We start from the raw sequence: 14,416 nt of genomic DNA, 5'->3' as shown, positions 1-14,416 counted from the left end.
CCCCCTCTTGAGCCGCTCGGGCTTTCCGGGTGGCGGAGCGGTGGCTCGGCGCCTATGTCCTTTGGGATGATAGAAAGCAGACCGACGATGGAGCTTCAGCCGGGCGTGCGCTTCTGGCCGGGCTTCTTCGGGCGCGCGGCGCAGGAAGAACTGGTGGAGACCATCCGCGCCGTCGTTGCAGAGGCCCCGCTGTATCGCCCCGCCATGCCCCGCACGGGAAAGCCCTTCTCGGTACGCATGACCAATTGCGGCTCGCTCGGCTGGGTGTCGGATCGCGCGGGCTATCGCTACCAGCGGGACCATCCCGAAACCGGCGCGCTCTGGCCCGCCATTCCGCCCGTGCTTCTCCAGCTTTGGGACGAGGTGTCCGCCTCGCCCGCGCCGCCGGAAGCTTGTCTGGTGAACTTCTACGACGGATCCGCCAAGCTCGGTCTGCATCAGGACAAGGACGAGGCGGACCTTGCCGCGCCCGTCGTCTCCGTTTCGCTGGGCGACGAGGCGCTGTTTCGCTTGGGCGGGCTGGAGCGCAGCGACCCGACGCGCTCGTTTCGCTTGAAGTCCGGCGATGTGCTGGTGCTGGGCGGCGCGAGCCGCCTCGCGTTCCATGGGGTGGACCGCGTTTATCCCGGCACCTCGACCTTGTTGCCCAAGGGCGGGCGGATCAATCTCACGCTTCGGCGGGTTCGGCCCGCCTGACGGGCGCTTCGCCCCGCCAGAGCGAGGCGACGGGCTCGGTCGCGAGATCAGGCTTGGCGTCGCCGATGAAGACCAATACCGGGCCGGGGCGCTGATTGTCCGGGTCGTAGAAGTCGAGAAGGCCGGGATGACGATGCTGGAAGAAATCCGGCACCAGGCCCCGCTGGCGCAGAAGATGGTCGATGACCACCTGATCGCCATGCACGGCGTTCGGCACCGGCCCGCAGGAGCCCGGCCGCATCCAGCGCTCGGGGTCGGCGCGGAAGGCGTCGTGGACGAAGCCGAGTTGATCGCCCTCCCAGCGCAGAAGCGCGCTCGACAGGCGCGTCTTGTGGAAGTGATCCTCCATGGCGCAGAGGCCGGGTTCGGCGAGCGGGGAGGCGTCGCCCGAAAATACCGTGTCGAGATCGCAGAGAAGCGTCGTGCCCTCCACGAGCCCGGGGCGCAGCGCCTCCATCTTGGACCACCAGATCGGCCATGTCTCGCGCAGAGGCACACGCTCGACGCCCTCGATGGCAAACTCCATGTCGGTGAGGCAGAGGCAGCGTGTGAAGCCCGGCGCGTGACGCCGCGCGCCCGCCCAGAGCCGCTCCACCCAAAGCGGTGTGTAGCGCCCGCCACCGCGCAGCACCGTGACGAGGGTCGCCATCAGCGCCCGCTCACGATCGTCTGAACCCGGCTTATTCTTCGCATCCCAACCCCGCCTGCTCGTCGTGAGAAGGGCGGACATAGGGCAGGGTCCGGCCCCTTTCGTCTGCGACAAAGCGGCCGGAGCGTTCCACGAAAAAGGCCGGCGCATCGGCCGGCCTTCGGAGTTCTGGCAGAACCTCAGCCGGCTTTGGGCAGCGGCAGGAACTGGTAGGCCCAGGTTTCGGTCAGGATCGTGTCGCCCTGGCGCAGGAAGAGGCGCAGTTCCACCGGCTCCGTGCCCTCGGCCGCGACGTCGAAGGTCACGCGCCAGGCGGTGCCGACCTTGACCGAATAGGCGTCCACATTGCTGATCGTGCCGCGCGACGCGGTGACGACGGGCTTCACGTCCTTATCGAAGCGGCCGAGCTTGGCGACCAGCCCACCGTCGAAATCGACGACGATCTTGGTGACGCCGGCGGGGCGGGCTTGACCCGCGACACCGCCGCGCCCCAGGCGCGTGGAAACGACCACGCCGACATCGCCGGGGAAGGGCTGCTTGTTGGCCCAGTAGAGATCGTAGTCGAGGCTGATCGCATCGCCCTTCTTCACGGGCTTGGCCGAGAGCCAGTAGGCTGCGATATTGTCGTGGATCTCGTCGTCGGTCGGGATTTCGACAAGCTGCACGGCGCCCGGACCCCAGTCGCCCTTGGGCTGAACCCAGACGCTGGCACGGCGCTCGTAGAACACGCCGTCATCCTCGTAGTTCTTGAAGTCGCGGTCGCGCTGGAGAAGGCCGAAGCCCTTGGGCGAGTCCGAGGTGAAGGTCGAGGTCATGACGTTGTTGGGGTTGTTGAGCGGACGCCAGATGCGCTCGCCCGTGCCCGTCCAGAGCGCCAGACCATCGGAATCGTGGACTTCCGGCCGCCAGTCGATGCGGCGCTGCTTGTCGGTCTCGGAATACCAGTACATCGAGGTCAGCGCCGCGATGCCGAAGCGGGCGATGTCGTCGCGCGCGAAATAGCGGGCCTGGATGTCCATGACGATCGGCCCGCCCTTCTTGACGTCCATGCGCAGGACGCCGGCCACGCGCGGCGAGTTCAGAAGGCAGGTGATGACGAGCTGCCCGTCCTTCGAGGGCTCCAGGAAGAAGTCGATGAAGCGCGGGAATTCCTCGGGCGTCGGCATGGCGACATCGATGGCGAGCGCGCGCGCCGACATGCCGAACTGATTGTCCTCGCCGGACGTGCGGAAATAGGCCGCCCCCAGGAAGGCCAGCCAATCGGCCTCCGAGCCGGGCTCCAGCACGCGGAAGCCGGCGAAGCCGATATCGTCGGGCAATTCCTTGGCCGGGCTGTCATCGGGGATCTGGAACAGATTGGGGTCGTAGCGCAGCGTGCGCGCCTCGCCGTTCTCCACCACATGGATGCCCACCGGCAGCTTGAAATAACGGCCGAGGAAGAAGAAGCGGATCGGCGCCTTGCCGTTGTTCAGCTCCAGCGTGTCTTCCGACTTGAACTTGATGCGCCAGTGCTGATCGAAGTCGATGCGCTCCAGAATATCGGCGGCGCGGGGCACTTCGGGCACGTAGGGCTCGGCGGCCATCTGGCGTGCGCGCTCCACCAGGCGGTCGAACGAGAAGGGCTGGGGCGCGTCGAAGGTCAGCCCCTTCTCCTGCGCCAAGGCCAGCTTGGTCTGGCCCGCAAGGCCCAGCGCGGCAAGGCCCATCATCAGGTCACGGCGGGTGAGGTCGATCGTCATGCGCGGTCAGATCCCTTTCGAAGTCGGGCGGCAGTAGGAGCCATCATGCGGTCCTGTCAACTGGACGCCAAGCCTTTCCGCTCTGCAACAGCGAGGCGGCGGGGATATGGCGGGGCTGGCATGGTTGGCGGAGCGAGACCCCGGTGCGGCAGCGCACGCTCTTTTTCGTGCAACCGCCCTGCGGTCGTCGGCGTCTTCCTTCCGAAGACATCAGCGGACCAGACGCCATGACCCCGTTCGAAGTGAGTTGGACGCCCGAACTGTTCGAGCGCGTTCGCGCGCGTGTCGCAGCCTACGAGTTCGCGCCCGCGCCGGAGGGCGAAGGCTGGAGCATGGGCTGCGATCCGGCTTTCCTGCGCCTAGTCCAGCGGCATTGGCTGGAGGGTTACGAGCGCGAGGCGGTGCTCGCGCGGCTCAACCGCTTCCCGCAAGTCCGGGTCGAGGTGGAGGGCGTCGGGCTGCATGTCGTCCATATCGTCGGCGAGGCGGAGGGGCGGCGGCCGCTCCTGATGAGCCATGGCTGGCCGGGCTCCTTTCGCGAGTTCTGGCGCGTCGCCGAGCCGCTCGCCTATCCCTCGCGCTTCGGCGGCCGGGCGGAGGACGCGTTCGATCTCGTGATCCCCAGCCTGCCGAATTTCGGTTTTTCCGACCATCCGGCCGAGACCGTGGATCAGGCGCGGACGGCCGATCTCTTCGACGCCTTGATGCGCGATGTCCTGGGATACAGGACATACCGCGCCCATGGAGGCGACTGGGGCGCGCTGGTCACCTCGCTTCTGGCGCTGCGCCATCCCGGCTCGCTGGAGGGCATCCATCTCACCATGATGTTTCCTCATCCCGCCGATGAGCCCGACAGCGAGGAGGATCGCGCATGGAAGCGGCGGATGGCCCAGATCGAGGCGGAGATGGGAGCCTATCGCCATCTTCAGGGCTCGCGGCCGCAGAGCCTGTCATGGCTCGTCGGCAACGATCCGATGCGTCAGGCGAGCTGGATCATCGAGCGCTACCATGACTGGTCGGATCGTCGCTCGCGCCCGTTCGAGGCGATCTTCACGCTGGACGAACTGGTCGACACGGCGATGATCTATCACACGACCGGGGCGTTCCACTCCTCCATCCGCTACTACAGCGCGGCGGCCAAGGCCGGTTTCCGCCAGTTGAAGCCGGGGCAGCGGGTCGAGGTGCCGACCGCCTTTGCCTGTTTCCCCGACCCGCTCCACCCCTGGCCCTCGCGCGCCTTCGTGGAAAAGGGCTTTGCCGTGTCGCGCTGGAGCGAGATGCCGGAAGGCGGCCATTTCACCGCGCTGGAAGCGCCGGATCATCTGGTGGCGGATTTGCGCGCCTGGGCGCGGGGGTAAGGCGCTTCGGATGGCAGAGCGCCCGATCGGTCGCCTGTCAGAGCGTCGGCTGCGCTTCAAGCCAGCGGGCCAGCCTGGAATCGTGATCGTCGGTCGGCGTCTCGGTCTCTACACTACCCGGTTGATGCGCCTCCGGCGTGCGAAAGCGAAGGCCGTAAAGCTCCATGGAGCGCCAGACCACCTCCGCCTCCTGAACCTCGCCCGTGCGATCCACGCGGAAGGCGATCTCGCGGCCGGGAAGAGCGCCGTCTGCGACGCGAATCTGCGCGCCCGTCGCGGACACGTTGCGCACTTGAACGGGAATGATCGCATGGGTCAGACCGGAGGTCACCGATCCATGAAGGCACACACGCCGCCGCTTGGCCTGTCTCTTCTCCAGCATGTCCGCTCCTTCGGTTTCATGGAAGAGGGTGTTTCCACAACCCCTAAATGAAACATGAGCCGACATCGGGCAAGCTTAACAAATGTTTAGGGTTAACGGCATTAGCCCGCGTTAAGGGCGACGGACAGACGGCCCATTCTGCGAGCCGTCAGATGTTGCGCAGCGCCACTTCTTCGACCAGATGATCGCCGCCCTTGCGCAGGATCAGGTCGGCGCGCGGGCGCGTCGGCAGGATGTTCTCGAACAGGTTGCGCTGATTGATCGTGGTCCAGAGCCGGTTGGCCACCTCCAGTGCTTCCTCGTCCGTGATCTTGGAATAGCGATGGAAGAACGAGGCTTCCTCGCGGAAGGCCGTTTCGCGCAGGCGCATGAAGCGCGCGACATACCAGCGGTGCAGGTCGTCGATATCGGCGTCGATATAGATCGAATAGTCGAAGAAGTCCGACACGAAGGGGATGAATTTCCCGTCCTTGGGCATGTCGCGGACCTGAAGCACGTTCAGCCCCTCGAAGATGAGGATATCCGGCTGGTCCACCGTCACTTCCTCGCCGGGCACGACGTCATAGACGAAATGTGAATAAACGGGCGCCGAGACATGGCGCGCCCCGGCCTTGATGTCGGAGAGAAAGCGCAGGATCGCGCCGACATCGTAGCTCTCGGGAAAGCCCTTGCGCTGCATCAGCCCTTCGGCTTCCAACACGGCGTTCGGGAACAGGAACCCGTCGGTCGTCACCAGATCGACCTTGGGCGTGCCCGGCCAGCGGGCGAGCAGCTCCTTGAGGATACGCGCCGTCGTGCTCTTGCCTGCCGCGACCGAGCCGGCGATGCCGATGACGAAGGGTGTCTTGGTCTGGTCGGAGCCGCGCAGGAAGCGCCGCCGCTGGCGAAACAGCGTCTGCGAGGATTCCACATGGGCGTAGAGAAGGCGCGACATGGCGAGATAGATGCGCTCGACCTCTTCGAGATCGATCCGATCGCCCAGCGAGCGCAGCCGTCGCACCTCGTCCGCGCTCAGCGTCAGCGCCTCCCGGCCGCGAAAGGTCGCCCATTCGGCGGCGGTGAAGAAGCGATAGGGCGACGAGGCGGGGTTGGGCAAGCGGCTGTCCATCGTGCTCAGCTCGCCCCCTGTGGCCGCGAGGCTTTTTCCTGAAGACCCGTCTGGGCCGTGCGGCGCTGAAGCTCGTCCATCACGGCCGACAGGGGCAGGCCGCGCAGATGGAGAACGACGAGGAGGTGATAGAGAAGATCCGCCGCCTCGCCGGTCAGCGCCGCGTCGTCTTCGGTGAGCGCCGCGATCACGGTTTCGACGCCTTCTTCGCCGAGCTTCTGCGCGGCCTTCGAGAGGCCGCGCGCGGCGAGTTTGGCGGTGTAGGAGGTCGGATCGTCCGACCGGGCACGGGCGGCGACGATGGTTTCGAGATCGGCCAGCGTGAACATCGTCATCTCAACTATCGTCATCTCAGTTCGGGCGAAGAGTTCGAACCGCTGGCGGATCGCGGGGGGCGGTCCACCGGGCGGGGTCAGTGAGCGCGAGGCGCGGCGGGGGCCGCGTCGAGGCGCATGGGAATGCCGGCTTTGGCCATATGCTGCTTGGCCTCAGCGATCGTATAGGTGCCGAAGTGGAAAATCGAGGCCGCCAGAACCGCCGCCGCGCCGCCCTGCAGCACACCGGCGGAGAGATGGTCGAGCGAGCCGACGCCGCCCGACGCGATCACCGGCACGGACACGGCGTCCGACACGGCGCGGGTCAAGCCGATGTCGAAGCCGGCCTTGGTGCCGTCGCGGTCCATGGAGGTGAGGAGGATTTCGCCGGCACCCAGCGCCACGACGCGGCGCGCGAATTCCACGGCGTCGATGCCGGTCGGCGTGCGCCCCCCATGGGTGAAGATCTCCCAGCGCGCCGTGCCTTCGGGGCTTGCCACGCGCTTGGCGTCGATCGCCACCACGATGCACTGGTTGCCGAACTTGTCGGCGGCTTCCGCCACGAATTCCGGCCGCTTCACGGCCGCCGTGTTGATCGACACCTTGTCCGCGCCCGCCAGAAGCAGCTTGCGGATATCGGCGACCTCGCGCACGCCGCCGCCCACCGTCACCGGCATGAAACAGGCTTCGGCCGTGCGTGCCACGACGTCGAAGATCGTCTCGCGATTGTCGGACGACGCGGTAATGTCGAGAAAGCAGAGTTCGTCCGCCCCGGCCGCATCATAGCGGCGCGCGGCCTCCACCGGATCGCCGGCATCCACCAGCCCCTCGAAATTGACGCCCTTGACCACGCGGCCGTCCTTGACGTCGAGACAGGGGATGATGCGGGCCTTGAGCGTCATCAGGCGAACCTTATCCAGTCCGGCGGGCCGGCAGGGAGAACGGGAGGCGCGGTACGCCTCGTCGCGGTGCTTATCGCCGCAGGCGCGCCGCTTCGCAAGTCGGTGAAAGTATGAGCGCCGACCTGTCTCACGTGAAACAAAGTGACGCCGCAGCGGCATTCGATTCCATCACGGAAACAGGAGCTGGTCCATGAGCCAGAATAACACCCCCGTATTCTTTGGCAAACTGAAGATTAAAGCGCCTGACGACCGGAACGGGGCCTTGGAAGGATCGTTGACTCCCCGACAGCCGACCAGCCCGTCGGCTCTTTCCATCGAGGACATCATGAAAAAGACCATCGCCGTCATGGCGCTTTCCGCCCTGTTCGCCATGCCGATCGCCGCGCAGGCCCAGCAGGCCGTCACGCCCGCCACCGGCACGCCGACCAAAATGAAGGCGGCAACCACGCAGGGCGATTTCGTCACCATGGCCGTCTCGTCCAACATGTTCGAGATCGAATCGAGCCGTCTGGCGCTCGAAAAGTCCCAGAATGCCGAAGTGAAGCGCTTCGCCCAGAAGATGATCGACGATCACACCCAGGCGGGGGCCAATCTCGAGGCCGCTCTCGCCGCCGGCCCGAAGAGCGAGATTCCCACGCGCCTCGACCCGAAGCACGAGCGCATGCTGGAAGAGCTTCGCGCCGCCTCGGGCGCGCAGTTCAACGCGCTCTACCTCCAGCAGCAGCTGGCCGCCCATGACGAGGCCGTGGGCCTGTTCCAGGGCTATTCGATGAATGGCGAGGCCGGTCCGGTGAAGGAATTCGCCGCGCAGACGCTGCCGACGCTCGAAATGCATCGCACGATGCTCGGCAAGGTCAGCGCCTCGTAACCGAAGCGGGGTTCAGGGGGCAGGGGCCATGACGGCTCCTGCCCTTCTTTTTGACGAAGCTCAGCGCGCGAGCCGCGCCAGCGCGGCCACAGGGTCGATGCGCCCGTCATAGAGCGCGCGGCCGCTGATCGCGCCTTCCAGGCTCGCCGCGTCCGGGCTCGCCAGCCGCTCAATGTCTTCCATCGAGGCCAAGCCGCCGGAGGCGATCACCGGAATGCGGACGGCGCCGGCGAGTTCGATCGTGGAGTCCCAGTTGATGCCGGCCAGGATGCCGTCCCGGTCGATATCGGTGTAGATGATGGCCGAGACGCCCGCGTCCTCAAAGCGCCGCGCGAGATCGATCGCCGTCAGGGTCGAGGATTCCGCCCAGCCTTCCACCGCGACATAGCCGCCCTTGGCGTCGATGCCGACCGCGACGCGCCCGGGAAAACGCCCGGCCGCCTCGCGCACCAGATCGGGATCGCGCACCGCCACCGTGCCGAGGATGACGCGCGACAGGCTCTTGTCCAGCCAGCGCTCGATATCCTCCATGCGCCGGATGCCGCCGCCGAGCTGCACCTTCATCTCAGCCCCGACCGCGCCGAGGATCGCGTCCACCGCGCCGGCATTCACCGCGCGCCCCTCGAAGGCGCCGTTGAGATCGACGACGTGAAGATGCGTGAAGCCCTGCGCGCGGAAGGCTTCGGCCTGATCCGCCGGATCGGGATTGTAGACCGTCGCCTCCTCCATCAGCCCGAGCTTCAGGCGCACGCATTCGCCATCCTTCAGATCGATGGCGGGAAAGAGAATGGGCATCAGGGCTTCCACTTCAGGAAGTTGGCGATCAGAGCCAGACCCAGCGTCTGGCTCTTTTCGGGATGGAACTGCGTGCCGGCCTTGTTGCCATTGGCGACCATCGCCGTGACCGGACCGCCGTAATCGACGGTCGCGATCACCTGGGTCTCGTCGCGCGGCACGAGATGGTAGGAATGGACGAAATAGGCGTGCAGCCCGCCTTCGCCCGTCGGAATGCCCTCTAGAAGCGGATGCGGGTGGCGAAGCTCGATCGTGTTCCAGCCGATCTGCGGCACTTTCAGCTTGGCATCGCTTGGCACGATCGGTTCGACATCCCCGGAAATCCACCCGAAGCCTTGCGTGATCGTCTTTTCCAGCCCGCGCTCGGCCATGAGCTGCATCCCGACGCAGATGCCGAGGAAGGGCCGCCCTTGCGTTTCCACGGCATGGAGCAGCGCGTCTTCCATGCCCGGAACCGCATGCAGGCCCGCGCGGCAATCGGCATAGGCACCGACGCCCGGCAGCACCACGCGGTCGGCCCGGCGCACGACCTCCGGGTCGTCCGTCAGGCGAATGTCCATGTCGAGCCCGGCCTCGCGCGCGGCGCGCTCGAAAGCCTTGGTGGCCGAGCGCAGATTGCCCGAGCCATAGTCGATGATCGCAAGTGTCGGCATCAGCTTCAGTCCGAAAGGGGGGAGGGCGCTGGCCCGAAGGGGCGGCTTTCGTCAGAATTCTGGGGCGCGGCGGGTGACGTGTCGTGGGTTCGAATCTCGCTCCCTCCGCCAGCTTTCATGCCCGCATAATAGCGGATTTCGGCCTCGGCCCGGTCGCTCGCCATCAGGGCCGCCGTCTCGCGCCAGCCCTGCCGCCGGAGCTTCCAGGCCTTGAGGCTCGGACCTTCCAGCGCGACCAGAAGTCCGATCAGAAGCGGCAGCGCGGCGGCCGCCAGTCCGAAACCCTTCGTGCCCGCCTGCCAGCCGAACAGGACATCCAGCGCGAAGACCGCGATGGCGGCCAGAAACAGGCGGTGCCAAAGCAGCCAGAGCGCGGGCACGAGCAGCGCGACCAGCGAAAACCCGTCGCGCACGAACAACGCCTTCTCGCTGGCCTCCACACTACCCGGCGGCTCGAAGACGCGAAACCGCTTCATGACCGCTCGTCCGTCACGCCAGAATGCCCTTGGTGGAGGGCACGAGATCGGCCTGCCTCGGGTCGATCTGCAAGGCGTCGCCCAAGACCCGCGCCACCGCCTTGAAGCAGGTTTCGGCGATATGGTGCGAGTTCTCGCCGTAGAGCGTCTCGATATGCAGGGTCAGCCCAGCATTCATCGCGAAGGCCTGAAAGAACTCGCGCACCAGCTGCGTGTCGAACGTGCCGATCTTCTCGGTTGGGAAGCGCGTGCGGAACACGAGGAACGGCCGGCCCGACACGTCCACCGCCGCGCGCGTCAAGGTCTCGTCCATCGCCAGATCCAGCGAGGCATAGCGCCGGATGCCGCGCCGCTCGCCCATCGCCTGCCGGATCGCCTGACCCAGCGCAATGCCGACATCCTCCACCGTGTGATGGTCGTCCACATGCAGGTCGCCCTTGGCCTCGACCCGGATGTCCATCAAGGAATGGCGCGCCAGATGATCCAGCATATGATCGAAGAAGCCGACGCCCGTCTGCACGGTTGCCCGGCCCTGCCCGTCGAGATCCACGTGAACGCGGATCTGCGTCTCCTTCGTCGCCCGATCCACCGCCCCGTCGCGCCGACCCGCCGTCACGCCCATGTTCCTGACCCTTCGTCTTAAACTCACGGGCTTCATACAGGCGCAAGGTCCTGTGCGCCAAGGGGCGTGATGGTGGATGTGAAAGGCGGGGCTGCCGCCCCGAGCCCCGCTCAGGAAGGACTTCCCGAACCCTTCCTGTCTTTTGGGACCTTTTCCGAGATCGGGGAGGGCCAGCGGCCCTCCCCGATCTCGGACACGATCCAAACGAACGAGGGGTGCAGGGGAAATCATTTCCCCTGCCGGGGTACAGGGGCAGCGCCCCTGCTCTTCGCCATCCGCCATCGCGCCCCCTTGGCGCACCGGCCTTGCGCATCCCATATGGGGCCGGAGTTCGAGACAAAGGGCATGAGACCATGATGGAGCGGCACGATCCCGCGCAGATGTATTCCACGACGATCGTGACCGTTCGCAAGAACGGCAAGGTCGTGGTGGCGGGCGACGGGCAGGTTTCGCTGGGCAACACGGTGATGAAGGGCAACGCGAAGAAGGTGCGCCGGCTCGGCAAGAACGGGCAGGTGATCGCGGGCTTCGCGGGCGCGACGGCCGATGCGTTCACGCTTCTGGAGCGGCTGGAAGCCAAGCTGGAGCAGTACCCGGACCAGCTGACGCGCGCCTGTGTGGAACTGGCCAAGGACTGGCGCACCGACCGCTATCTGCGCCGGCTGGAGGCGATGATGATCGTCGCCGACAAAAGCGTGACGCTGACGCTGACGGGGAATGGCGATGTGCTGGAGCCGGAAAACGGCGTGATGGCGATCGGCTCGGGCGGCAATTATGCGCTCGCGGCGGCGCGGGCGCTGGCCGACACGGATTTCGGCGCGGAGGAGATCGCGCGGCGCGCGATGAAGATCGCGGGCGAAATCTGCATCTACACCAATGGCAATGTGGTGCTGGAAAGCCTCGACGCGGACGCGTGAGGCGTAAAGCGCAAGTTCGAAACGCTACCTCATGGATCAGGCCGGTTGGAACGTCGGTTCCAGCCGGCCTTGTCGATCAGGCGGCCGACCGGCGCCACCCGGCGGCGAGCAGGCCGGCACCGATCATGAGCGATCCGCCGACGCGATTGACCGTCCGCTGGACGCTCGGCCTGCGGATCGTCTGGCGCGCCATGGAAGCGAGGATGCCGTAGAGCGCGGCGTTGATCGTGGCGAGAACCAGAAACGTCACCTCGAAGATGATCATCTGCTGGAGCACCGGCCGCGTCGTGTCGAGAAACTGCGGCAGGAAGGCGACGAAGAAGATGATGCTCTTGGGGTTCAGCGCCGTGACGACATAGGTGTGCAGGAAGATGCGCAGCGGCTTCTCGTTCGGCACTTCTGCGGCGTCGTTCACGACTCCGGTCGAGACTGGCGCGCGCCAGAGCTTGATGCCCAGATAGATCAGATAGGCCGCGCCGATCCATTTGAGCGCGGTGAAGACAGTGGCCGAAGCGGCCAGAAGCGCGCCGAGCCCCAGCATGGACGCGGTCATGGCGGTGAAGTCGCCGAGCGCCACGCCGGCGACCGTCGAGGTCGCGACCTTGCGGCCATGGCCGAGGGCATAGGAGATGACCAGAAGGATGGTCGGTCCGGGGATGGCGAGAAGAACCGCCGACGCGGCGACGAAGGCCAGCCAATGCTCGAGAGACATGCGATTTCTCCGGTTGGACGCCGAAGCAATCCATCGATTCGAAGATTTGGCAAGAGTGTTGCCGGCTACGATTCGGCCGACGAGATGGAGCCCGGTGAGGCCGGTCTACAAGGGGAAGGGATCGGCGAACGCCTCGGGTACGACCGAGGGGGTCCGCGTAAGCCCTAAGACGAGCCGAGGCTGGCTCGATCGCACGAACCGACCGCGTTTCTCGCCCCAGCGTGGCCCAGTCCACGGGCTGCCTCGCGTCGACCGGATGGGCCTCGACGGTGCTCGGGAGTCTATGAGCTAGCTTCAGGTTCCAGCCTGCCATAACCCAACCCTCACCCTTTCCCGCCGCGCCCCCGGCGCTAAGTCGGCCTTGCCAGCGCCGGGCGGATGAATTCGCAGGCCGGCCCGGAGCAAGGAGTTTCCCCATGGAGTATCGGCGGTTCGGACAATCGGGTCTCAAAGTGCCCGTTCTCAGCCTGGGAACGGCGACCTTCGGCGGGTCGAACGAGTTCTTCCAGCGCTGGGGCGCGACCGATGTGGCCGATGCCTCGCGCATGGTCGATCTCTGCCTCGATCATGGCGTCAACTTCTTCGACACGGCCGACATCTATTCGGGCGGCGTGTCGGAGGAGGTGCTGGGGCAGGCGCTGAAGGGCAAGCGCGAGCGCGTGCTGATCTCGTCCAAGGGGACGTTCCGCAACGGAGAAGGCCCGAACGAGGTCGGCTCTTCGCGCCACCACCTGGTGCGCGCCTGCGAGGCCAGCCTGAAGCGGCTGGAGACCGACCATATCGACGTTTACTTCATGCACGGGTTCGACGCCTCGACCCCGGTGGACGAGACCTTGCGTGCGCTGGACGACCTGATCACGGCCGGCAAGATTTCCTATATCGGCGCGTCCAACTTCTCCGGCTGGCATCTGATGAAGTCGCTGGCGACCTCCGAGAAATACGGGCTCGCGCGCTATGTCGCCTATCAGGGCTATTACTCGCTGATCGGGCGCGACTACGAATGGGAGCTGATGCCGCTGGGGCTCGACCAGGGCGTCGGCCTCATGGTCTGGAGTCCGCTCGGCTGGGGCCGCCTCACCGGCAAGATCCGGCGCGGGCAGGAGAACAAGGGCGGGCGCATCGCCTCGGGCGGCGCGGTCGGCGGGCCGCCGGCCTCGGACGACTACGTCTATGATGTCGTGGACGCGCTGGACGCGGTGGCCGCCGAGACGGGCAAAAGCGTGTCTCAGGTCGCGCTGAACTGGCTGCTGCAACGGCCGGGCGTGTGCAACATCGTGGTCGGCGCGCGCAACGAGGAGCAGCTTCGCCAGAATCTCGGCGCGGTCGGCTGGAGCTTGACCCCGGGCCAGATCGAGCGACTGGACAAGGCCTCGCATCGCGAGCCCGTCTATCCCTATTGGCACCAGAAGGATTTCGACGAGCGCAACCCCAAGCCGACCCGCTGGTAAGCTGATGAGCGCTAGCGCGTTTCACCGGGCCGTCGTCATCGGGGCCTCCGGCGGCGTCGGCGGCGCTCTGGCCTTCGCGCTGGCCGAGAGCGGGGCGGAGGTCGAGGCCTTCTCGCGCTCCGGCCGCGCTCCGGGTCATCCTGCGATCCGCGCTGGCACGCTCGATCTTCTGGACGAAGCTTCGATCGCGGCGGCGGCCGCGCGCGTCAAGGCAAGCGGCGCGCCCGATCTCGTGATCGTGGCGACCGGGCTTCTGCATGGCGAGGGCGTGCAGCCGGAAAAGACCTGGCGGCAGATCGAGCCGGACGCCTTCGCGCGCCTCTTCGCGGTGAACGCGACCGGGCCGGCGCTGGTGGCCAAGCACATGCTGCCGCTTCTGCCGCGCGAGGGGCGGGCGGTCTTCGCCGCGCTCTCGGCCCGCGTCGGCTCGATCTCCGACAACAGGCTCGGCGGCTGGGTCGGCTACCGCGCGTCCAAGGCCGCGCTGAACATGATCGTGCAGACGCTGAGCCTGGAGTTGAAGCGCACCCATCCCGCCGCCCTCTGCGTCGCGCTGCATCCCGGCACGGTGGAAACCGCGCTGAGCGATCCGTTCTCGCGCAACGCCGTGCGCGTGACGCCCGAGGCGGCGGCCGGCAACCTGCTGCGGGTCCTCTCTACTCTTGCGCCGGACGACAGTGGCGGCTGCTTTGCCTGGGACGGGCAGCGCATTCCCGCGTGAACGGTTTCATCAGGTGGTGTTCGAGCCGTCTGAAAAGACGCGGCCCCGATCCCACC

The 14,416-nt window shown here is 66.5% G+C and carries 17 protein-coding genes; 6 read left to right on the top strand and 11 right to left on the bottom strand.

Annotated features, from left to right (window positions below):
- Window positions 1-87: 87 nt before the first annotated feature.
- Entirely contained in the window at window positions 88-696 is a 609-nt protein-coding gene (locus AUL36_RS08625) for an alpha-ketoglutarate-dependent dioxygenase AlkB family protein (protein WP_062219789.1), read from the top strand.
- On the opposite strand, the gene AUL36_RS08620 is transcribed toward AUL36_RS08625, so the two are convergent.
- Both AUL36_RS08620 and AUL36_RS08615 read right to left on the bottom strand, forming a co-directional pair.
- Window positions 668-1,345, bottom strand: coding sequence for a hypothetical protein (locus AUL36_RS08620; RefSeq protein ID WP_062219787.1), 678 nt, complete (start codon window positions 1,343-1,345; stop codon window positions 668-670). The genes AUL36_RS08625 and AUL36_RS08620 overlap by 29 nt on opposite strands.
- Window positions 1,346-1,524: 179 nt before the next feature.
- Window positions 1,525-3,084, bottom strand: a complete 1,560-nt coding sequence (locus tag AUL36_RS08615) for a glucan biosynthesis protein (protein ID WP_062219785.1) — start codon at window positions 3,082-3,084, stop codon at window positions 1,525-1,527.
- A 227-nt stretch (window positions 3,085-3,311) separates the two neighbouring features.
- Between AUL36_RS08615 and AUL36_RS08610 the strand changes: the two genes are divergently transcribed.
- A complete protein-coding gene (locus AUL36_RS08610) occupies window positions 3,312-4,442 on the top strand; it encodes an epoxide hydrolase family protein (protein WP_062219783.1) in 1,131 nt (376 codons plus the stop codon).
- 37 nt (window positions 4,443-4,479) lie between these two features.
- On the opposite strand, the gene AUL36_RS08605 is transcribed toward AUL36_RS08610, so the two are convergent.
- The 4 genes from AUL36_RS08605 to hisF all read right to left on the bottom strand — a co-directional run bounded on the left by AUL36_RS08605 (window position 4,480) and on the right by hisF (window position 7,148).
- The gene (locus AUL36_RS08605) at window positions 4,480-4,824 is read right to left on the bottom strand and encodes a PilZ domain-containing protein (protein WP_062219781.1); all 345 of its coding nucleotides are present in this window, start codon (window positions 4,822-4,824) and stop codon (window positions 4,480-4,482) included.
- Window positions 4,825-4,972: 148 nt separating this feature from the next.
- Entirely contained in the window at window positions 4,973-5,932 is a 960-nt protein-coding gene (gene coaA, locus AUL36_RS08600) for a type I pantothenate kinase (RefSeq protein WP_058635894.1), read from the bottom strand.
- Window positions 5,933-5,937: 5 nt separating this feature from the next.
- The gene (locus AUL36_RS08595) at window positions 5,938-6,267 is read right to left on the bottom strand and encodes a phosphoribosyl-ATP diphosphatase (RefSeq protein ID WP_062219779.1); all 330 of its coding nucleotides are present in this window, start codon (window positions 6,265-6,267) and stop codon (window positions 5,938-5,940) included.
- Window positions 6,268-6,344: 77 nt separating this feature from the next.
- Complete coding sequence (gene hisF / locus AUL36_RS08590) at window positions 6,345-7,148, bottom strand: imidazole glycerol phosphate synthase subunit HisF (RefSeq protein WP_062219777.1); 804 nt, start codon at window positions 7,146-7,148, stop codon at window positions 6,345-6,347.
- Between the two features lie 325 nt (window positions 7,149-7,473).
- On the opposite strand from hisF, the gene AUL36_RS08580 reads away from it, so the two are divergent.
- Window positions 7,474-8,016 (top strand): DUF4142 domain-containing protein, encoded by a 543-nt coding sequence (locus AUL36_RS08580; RefSeq protein ID WP_062219774.1) that lies wholly within the window; start codon window positions 7,474-7,476, stop codon window positions 8,014-8,016.
- Window positions 8,017-8,076: 60 nt separating this feature from the next.
- Here AUL36_RS08580 and hisA read toward each other — a convergent pair whose 3' ends face one another.
- The 4 genes from hisA to hisB are packed head-to-tail and all read right to left on the bottom strand — an operon-like array spanning window position 8,077 to window position 10,562.
- The gene (gene hisA, locus AUL36_RS08575; protein WP_062219772.1) at window positions 8,077-8,811 is read right to left on the bottom strand and encodes a 1-(5-phosphoribosyl)-5-[(5-phosphoribosylamino)methylideneamino]imidazole-4-carboxamide isomerase; all 735 of its coding nucleotides are present in this window, start codon (window positions 8,809-8,811) and stop codon (window positions 8,077-8,079) included.
- A complete protein-coding gene (hisH, locus tag AUL36_RS08570; protein ID WP_062219769.1) occupies window positions 8,811-9,464 on the bottom strand; it encodes an imidazole glycerol phosphate synthase subunit HisH in 654 nt (217 codons plus the stop codon). The genes hisA and hisH overlap by 1 nt, the downstream gene beginning before the upstream one ends.
- Before the next feature lie 5 nt (window positions 9,465-9,469).
- Window positions 9,470-9,940 (bottom strand): DUF2628 domain-containing protein, encoded by a 471-nt coding sequence (locus AUL36_RS08565; RefSeq protein WP_062219767.1) that lies wholly within the window; start codon window positions 9,938-9,940, stop codon window positions 9,470-9,472.
- Window positions 9,941-9,953: 13 nt separating this feature from the next.
- Window positions 9,954-10,562, bottom strand: a complete 609-nt coding sequence (gene hisB / locus AUL36_RS08560; RefSeq protein WP_062219765.1) for an imidazoleglycerol-phosphate dehydratase HisB — start codon at window positions 10,560-10,562, stop codon at window positions 9,954-9,956.
- 353 nt (window positions 10,563-10,915) lie between these two features.
- Here hisB and hslV point away from each other — a divergent pair, with 353 nt between their 5' ends.
- Entirely contained in the window at window positions 10,916-11,479 is a 564-nt protein-coding gene (gene hslV, locus AUL36_RS08550; RefSeq protein ID WP_019994664.1) for an ATP-dependent protease subunit HslV, read from the top strand.
- Between the two features lie 76 nt (window positions 11,480-11,555).
- Here hslV and AUL36_RS08545 read toward each other — a convergent pair whose 3' ends face one another.
- Entirely contained in the window at window positions 11,556-12,191 is a 636-nt protein-coding gene (locus AUL36_RS08545) for a LysE family translocator (RefSeq protein ID WP_062219763.1), read from the bottom strand.
- Window positions 12,192-12,607: 416 nt separating this feature from the next.
- Here AUL36_RS08545 and AUL36_RS08540 point away from each other — a divergent pair, with 416 nt between their 5' ends.
- Both AUL36_RS08540 and AUL36_RS08535 read left to right on the top strand, forming a co-directional pair.
- Window positions 12,608-13,639, top strand: coding sequence for an aldo/keto reductase (locus tag AUL36_RS08540; RefSeq protein ID WP_062219762.1), 1,032 nt, complete (start codon window positions 12,608-12,610; stop codon window positions 13,637-13,639).
- Window positions 13,640-13,643: 4 nt separating this feature from the next.
- Window positions 13,644-14,360: an SDR family NAD(P)-dependent oxidoreductase gene (locus tag AUL36_RS08535; RefSeq protein WP_062219761.1), complete on the top strand. Its 717-nt coding sequence runs from the start codon at window positions 13,644-13,646 to the stop codon at window positions 14,358-14,360.
- Window positions 14,361-14,416: the final 56 nt, after the last annotated feature.

Source organism: Aureimonas sp. D3 (assembly GCF_001463805.1).
GTDB classification, from domain to species: Bacteria; Pseudomonadota; Alphaproteobacteria; order Rhizobiales; family Rhizobiaceae; genus Aureimonas; species Aureimonas ureilytica_A.
This window is presented reverse-complemented; position numbering and strand designations above follow the sequence as displayed.

Bases quoted from the DNA above. Each gene is read 5' to 3' on its own strand.
- AUL36_RS08625 (WP_062219789.1), top strand. From the start codon at position 88: ATGGAGCTTCAGCCGGGCGTGCGCTTCTGGCCGGGCTTCTTCGGGCGC.
- AUL36_RS08615 (WP_062219785.1), bottom strand. From the start codon at position 3,084: ATGACGATCGACCTCACCCGCCGTGACCTGATGATGGGCCTTGCCGCG.
- AUL36_RS08580 (WP_062219774.1), top strand. From the start codon at position 7,474: ATGAAAAAGACCATCGCCGTCATGGCGCTTTCCGCCCTGTTCGCCATG.
- hisB (WP_062219765.1), bottom strand. From the start codon at position 10,562: ATGGGCGTGACGGCGGGTCGGCGCGACGGGGCGGTGGATCGGGCGACG.
- AUL36_RS08595 (WP_062219779.1), bottom strand. From the start codon at position 6,267: ATGACGATGTTCACGCTGGCCGATCTCGAAACCATCGTCGCCGCCCGT.
- AUL36_RS08620 (WP_062219787.1), bottom strand. From the start codon at position 1,345: ATGGCGACCCTCGTCACGGTGCTGCGCGGTGGCGGGCGCTACACACCG.
- AUL36_RS08540 (WP_062219762.1), top strand. From the start codon at position 12,608: ATGGAGTATCGGCGGTTCGGACAATCGGGTCTCAAAGTGCCCGTTCTC.
- coaA (WP_058635894.1), bottom strand. From the start codon at position 5,932: ATGGACAGCCGCTTGCCCAACCCCGCCTCGTCGCCCTATCGCTTCTTC.
- AUL36_RS08565 (WP_062219767.1), bottom strand. From the start codon at position 9,940: ATGAAGCGGTTTCGCGTCTTCGAGCCGCCGGGTAGTGTGGAGGCCAGC.
- AUL36_RS08535 (WP_062219761.1), top strand. From the start codon at position 13,644: ATGAGCGCTAGCGCGTTTCACCGGGCCGTCGTCATCGGGGCCTCCGGC.
- AUL36_RS08605 (WP_062219781.1), bottom strand. From the start codon at position 4,824: ATGCTGGAGAAGAGACAGGCCAAGCGGCGGCGTGTGTGCCTTCATGGA.
- hisF (WP_062219777.1), bottom strand. From the start codon at position 7,148: ATGACGCTCAAGGCCCGCATCATCCCCTGTCTCGACGTCAAGGACGGC.
- AUL36_RS08545 (WP_062219763.1), bottom strand. From the start codon at position 12,191: ATGTCTCTCGAGCATTGGCTGGCCTTCGTCGCCGCGTCGGCGGTTCTT.
- hslV (WP_019994664.1), top strand. From the start codon at position 10,916: ATGATGGAGCGGCACGATCCCGCGCAGATGTATTCCACGACGATCGTG.
- hisA (WP_062219772.1), bottom strand. From the start codon at position 8,811: ATGCCCATTCTCTTTCCCGCCATCGATCTGAAGGATGGCGAATGCGTG.
- hisH (WP_062219769.1), bottom strand. From the start codon at position 9,464: ATGCCGACACTTGCGATCATCGACTATGGCTCGGGCAATCTGCGCTCG.
- AUL36_RS08610 (WP_062219783.1), top strand. From the start codon at position 3,312: ATGACCCCGTTCGAAGTGAGTTGGACGCCCGAACTGTTCGAGCGCGTT.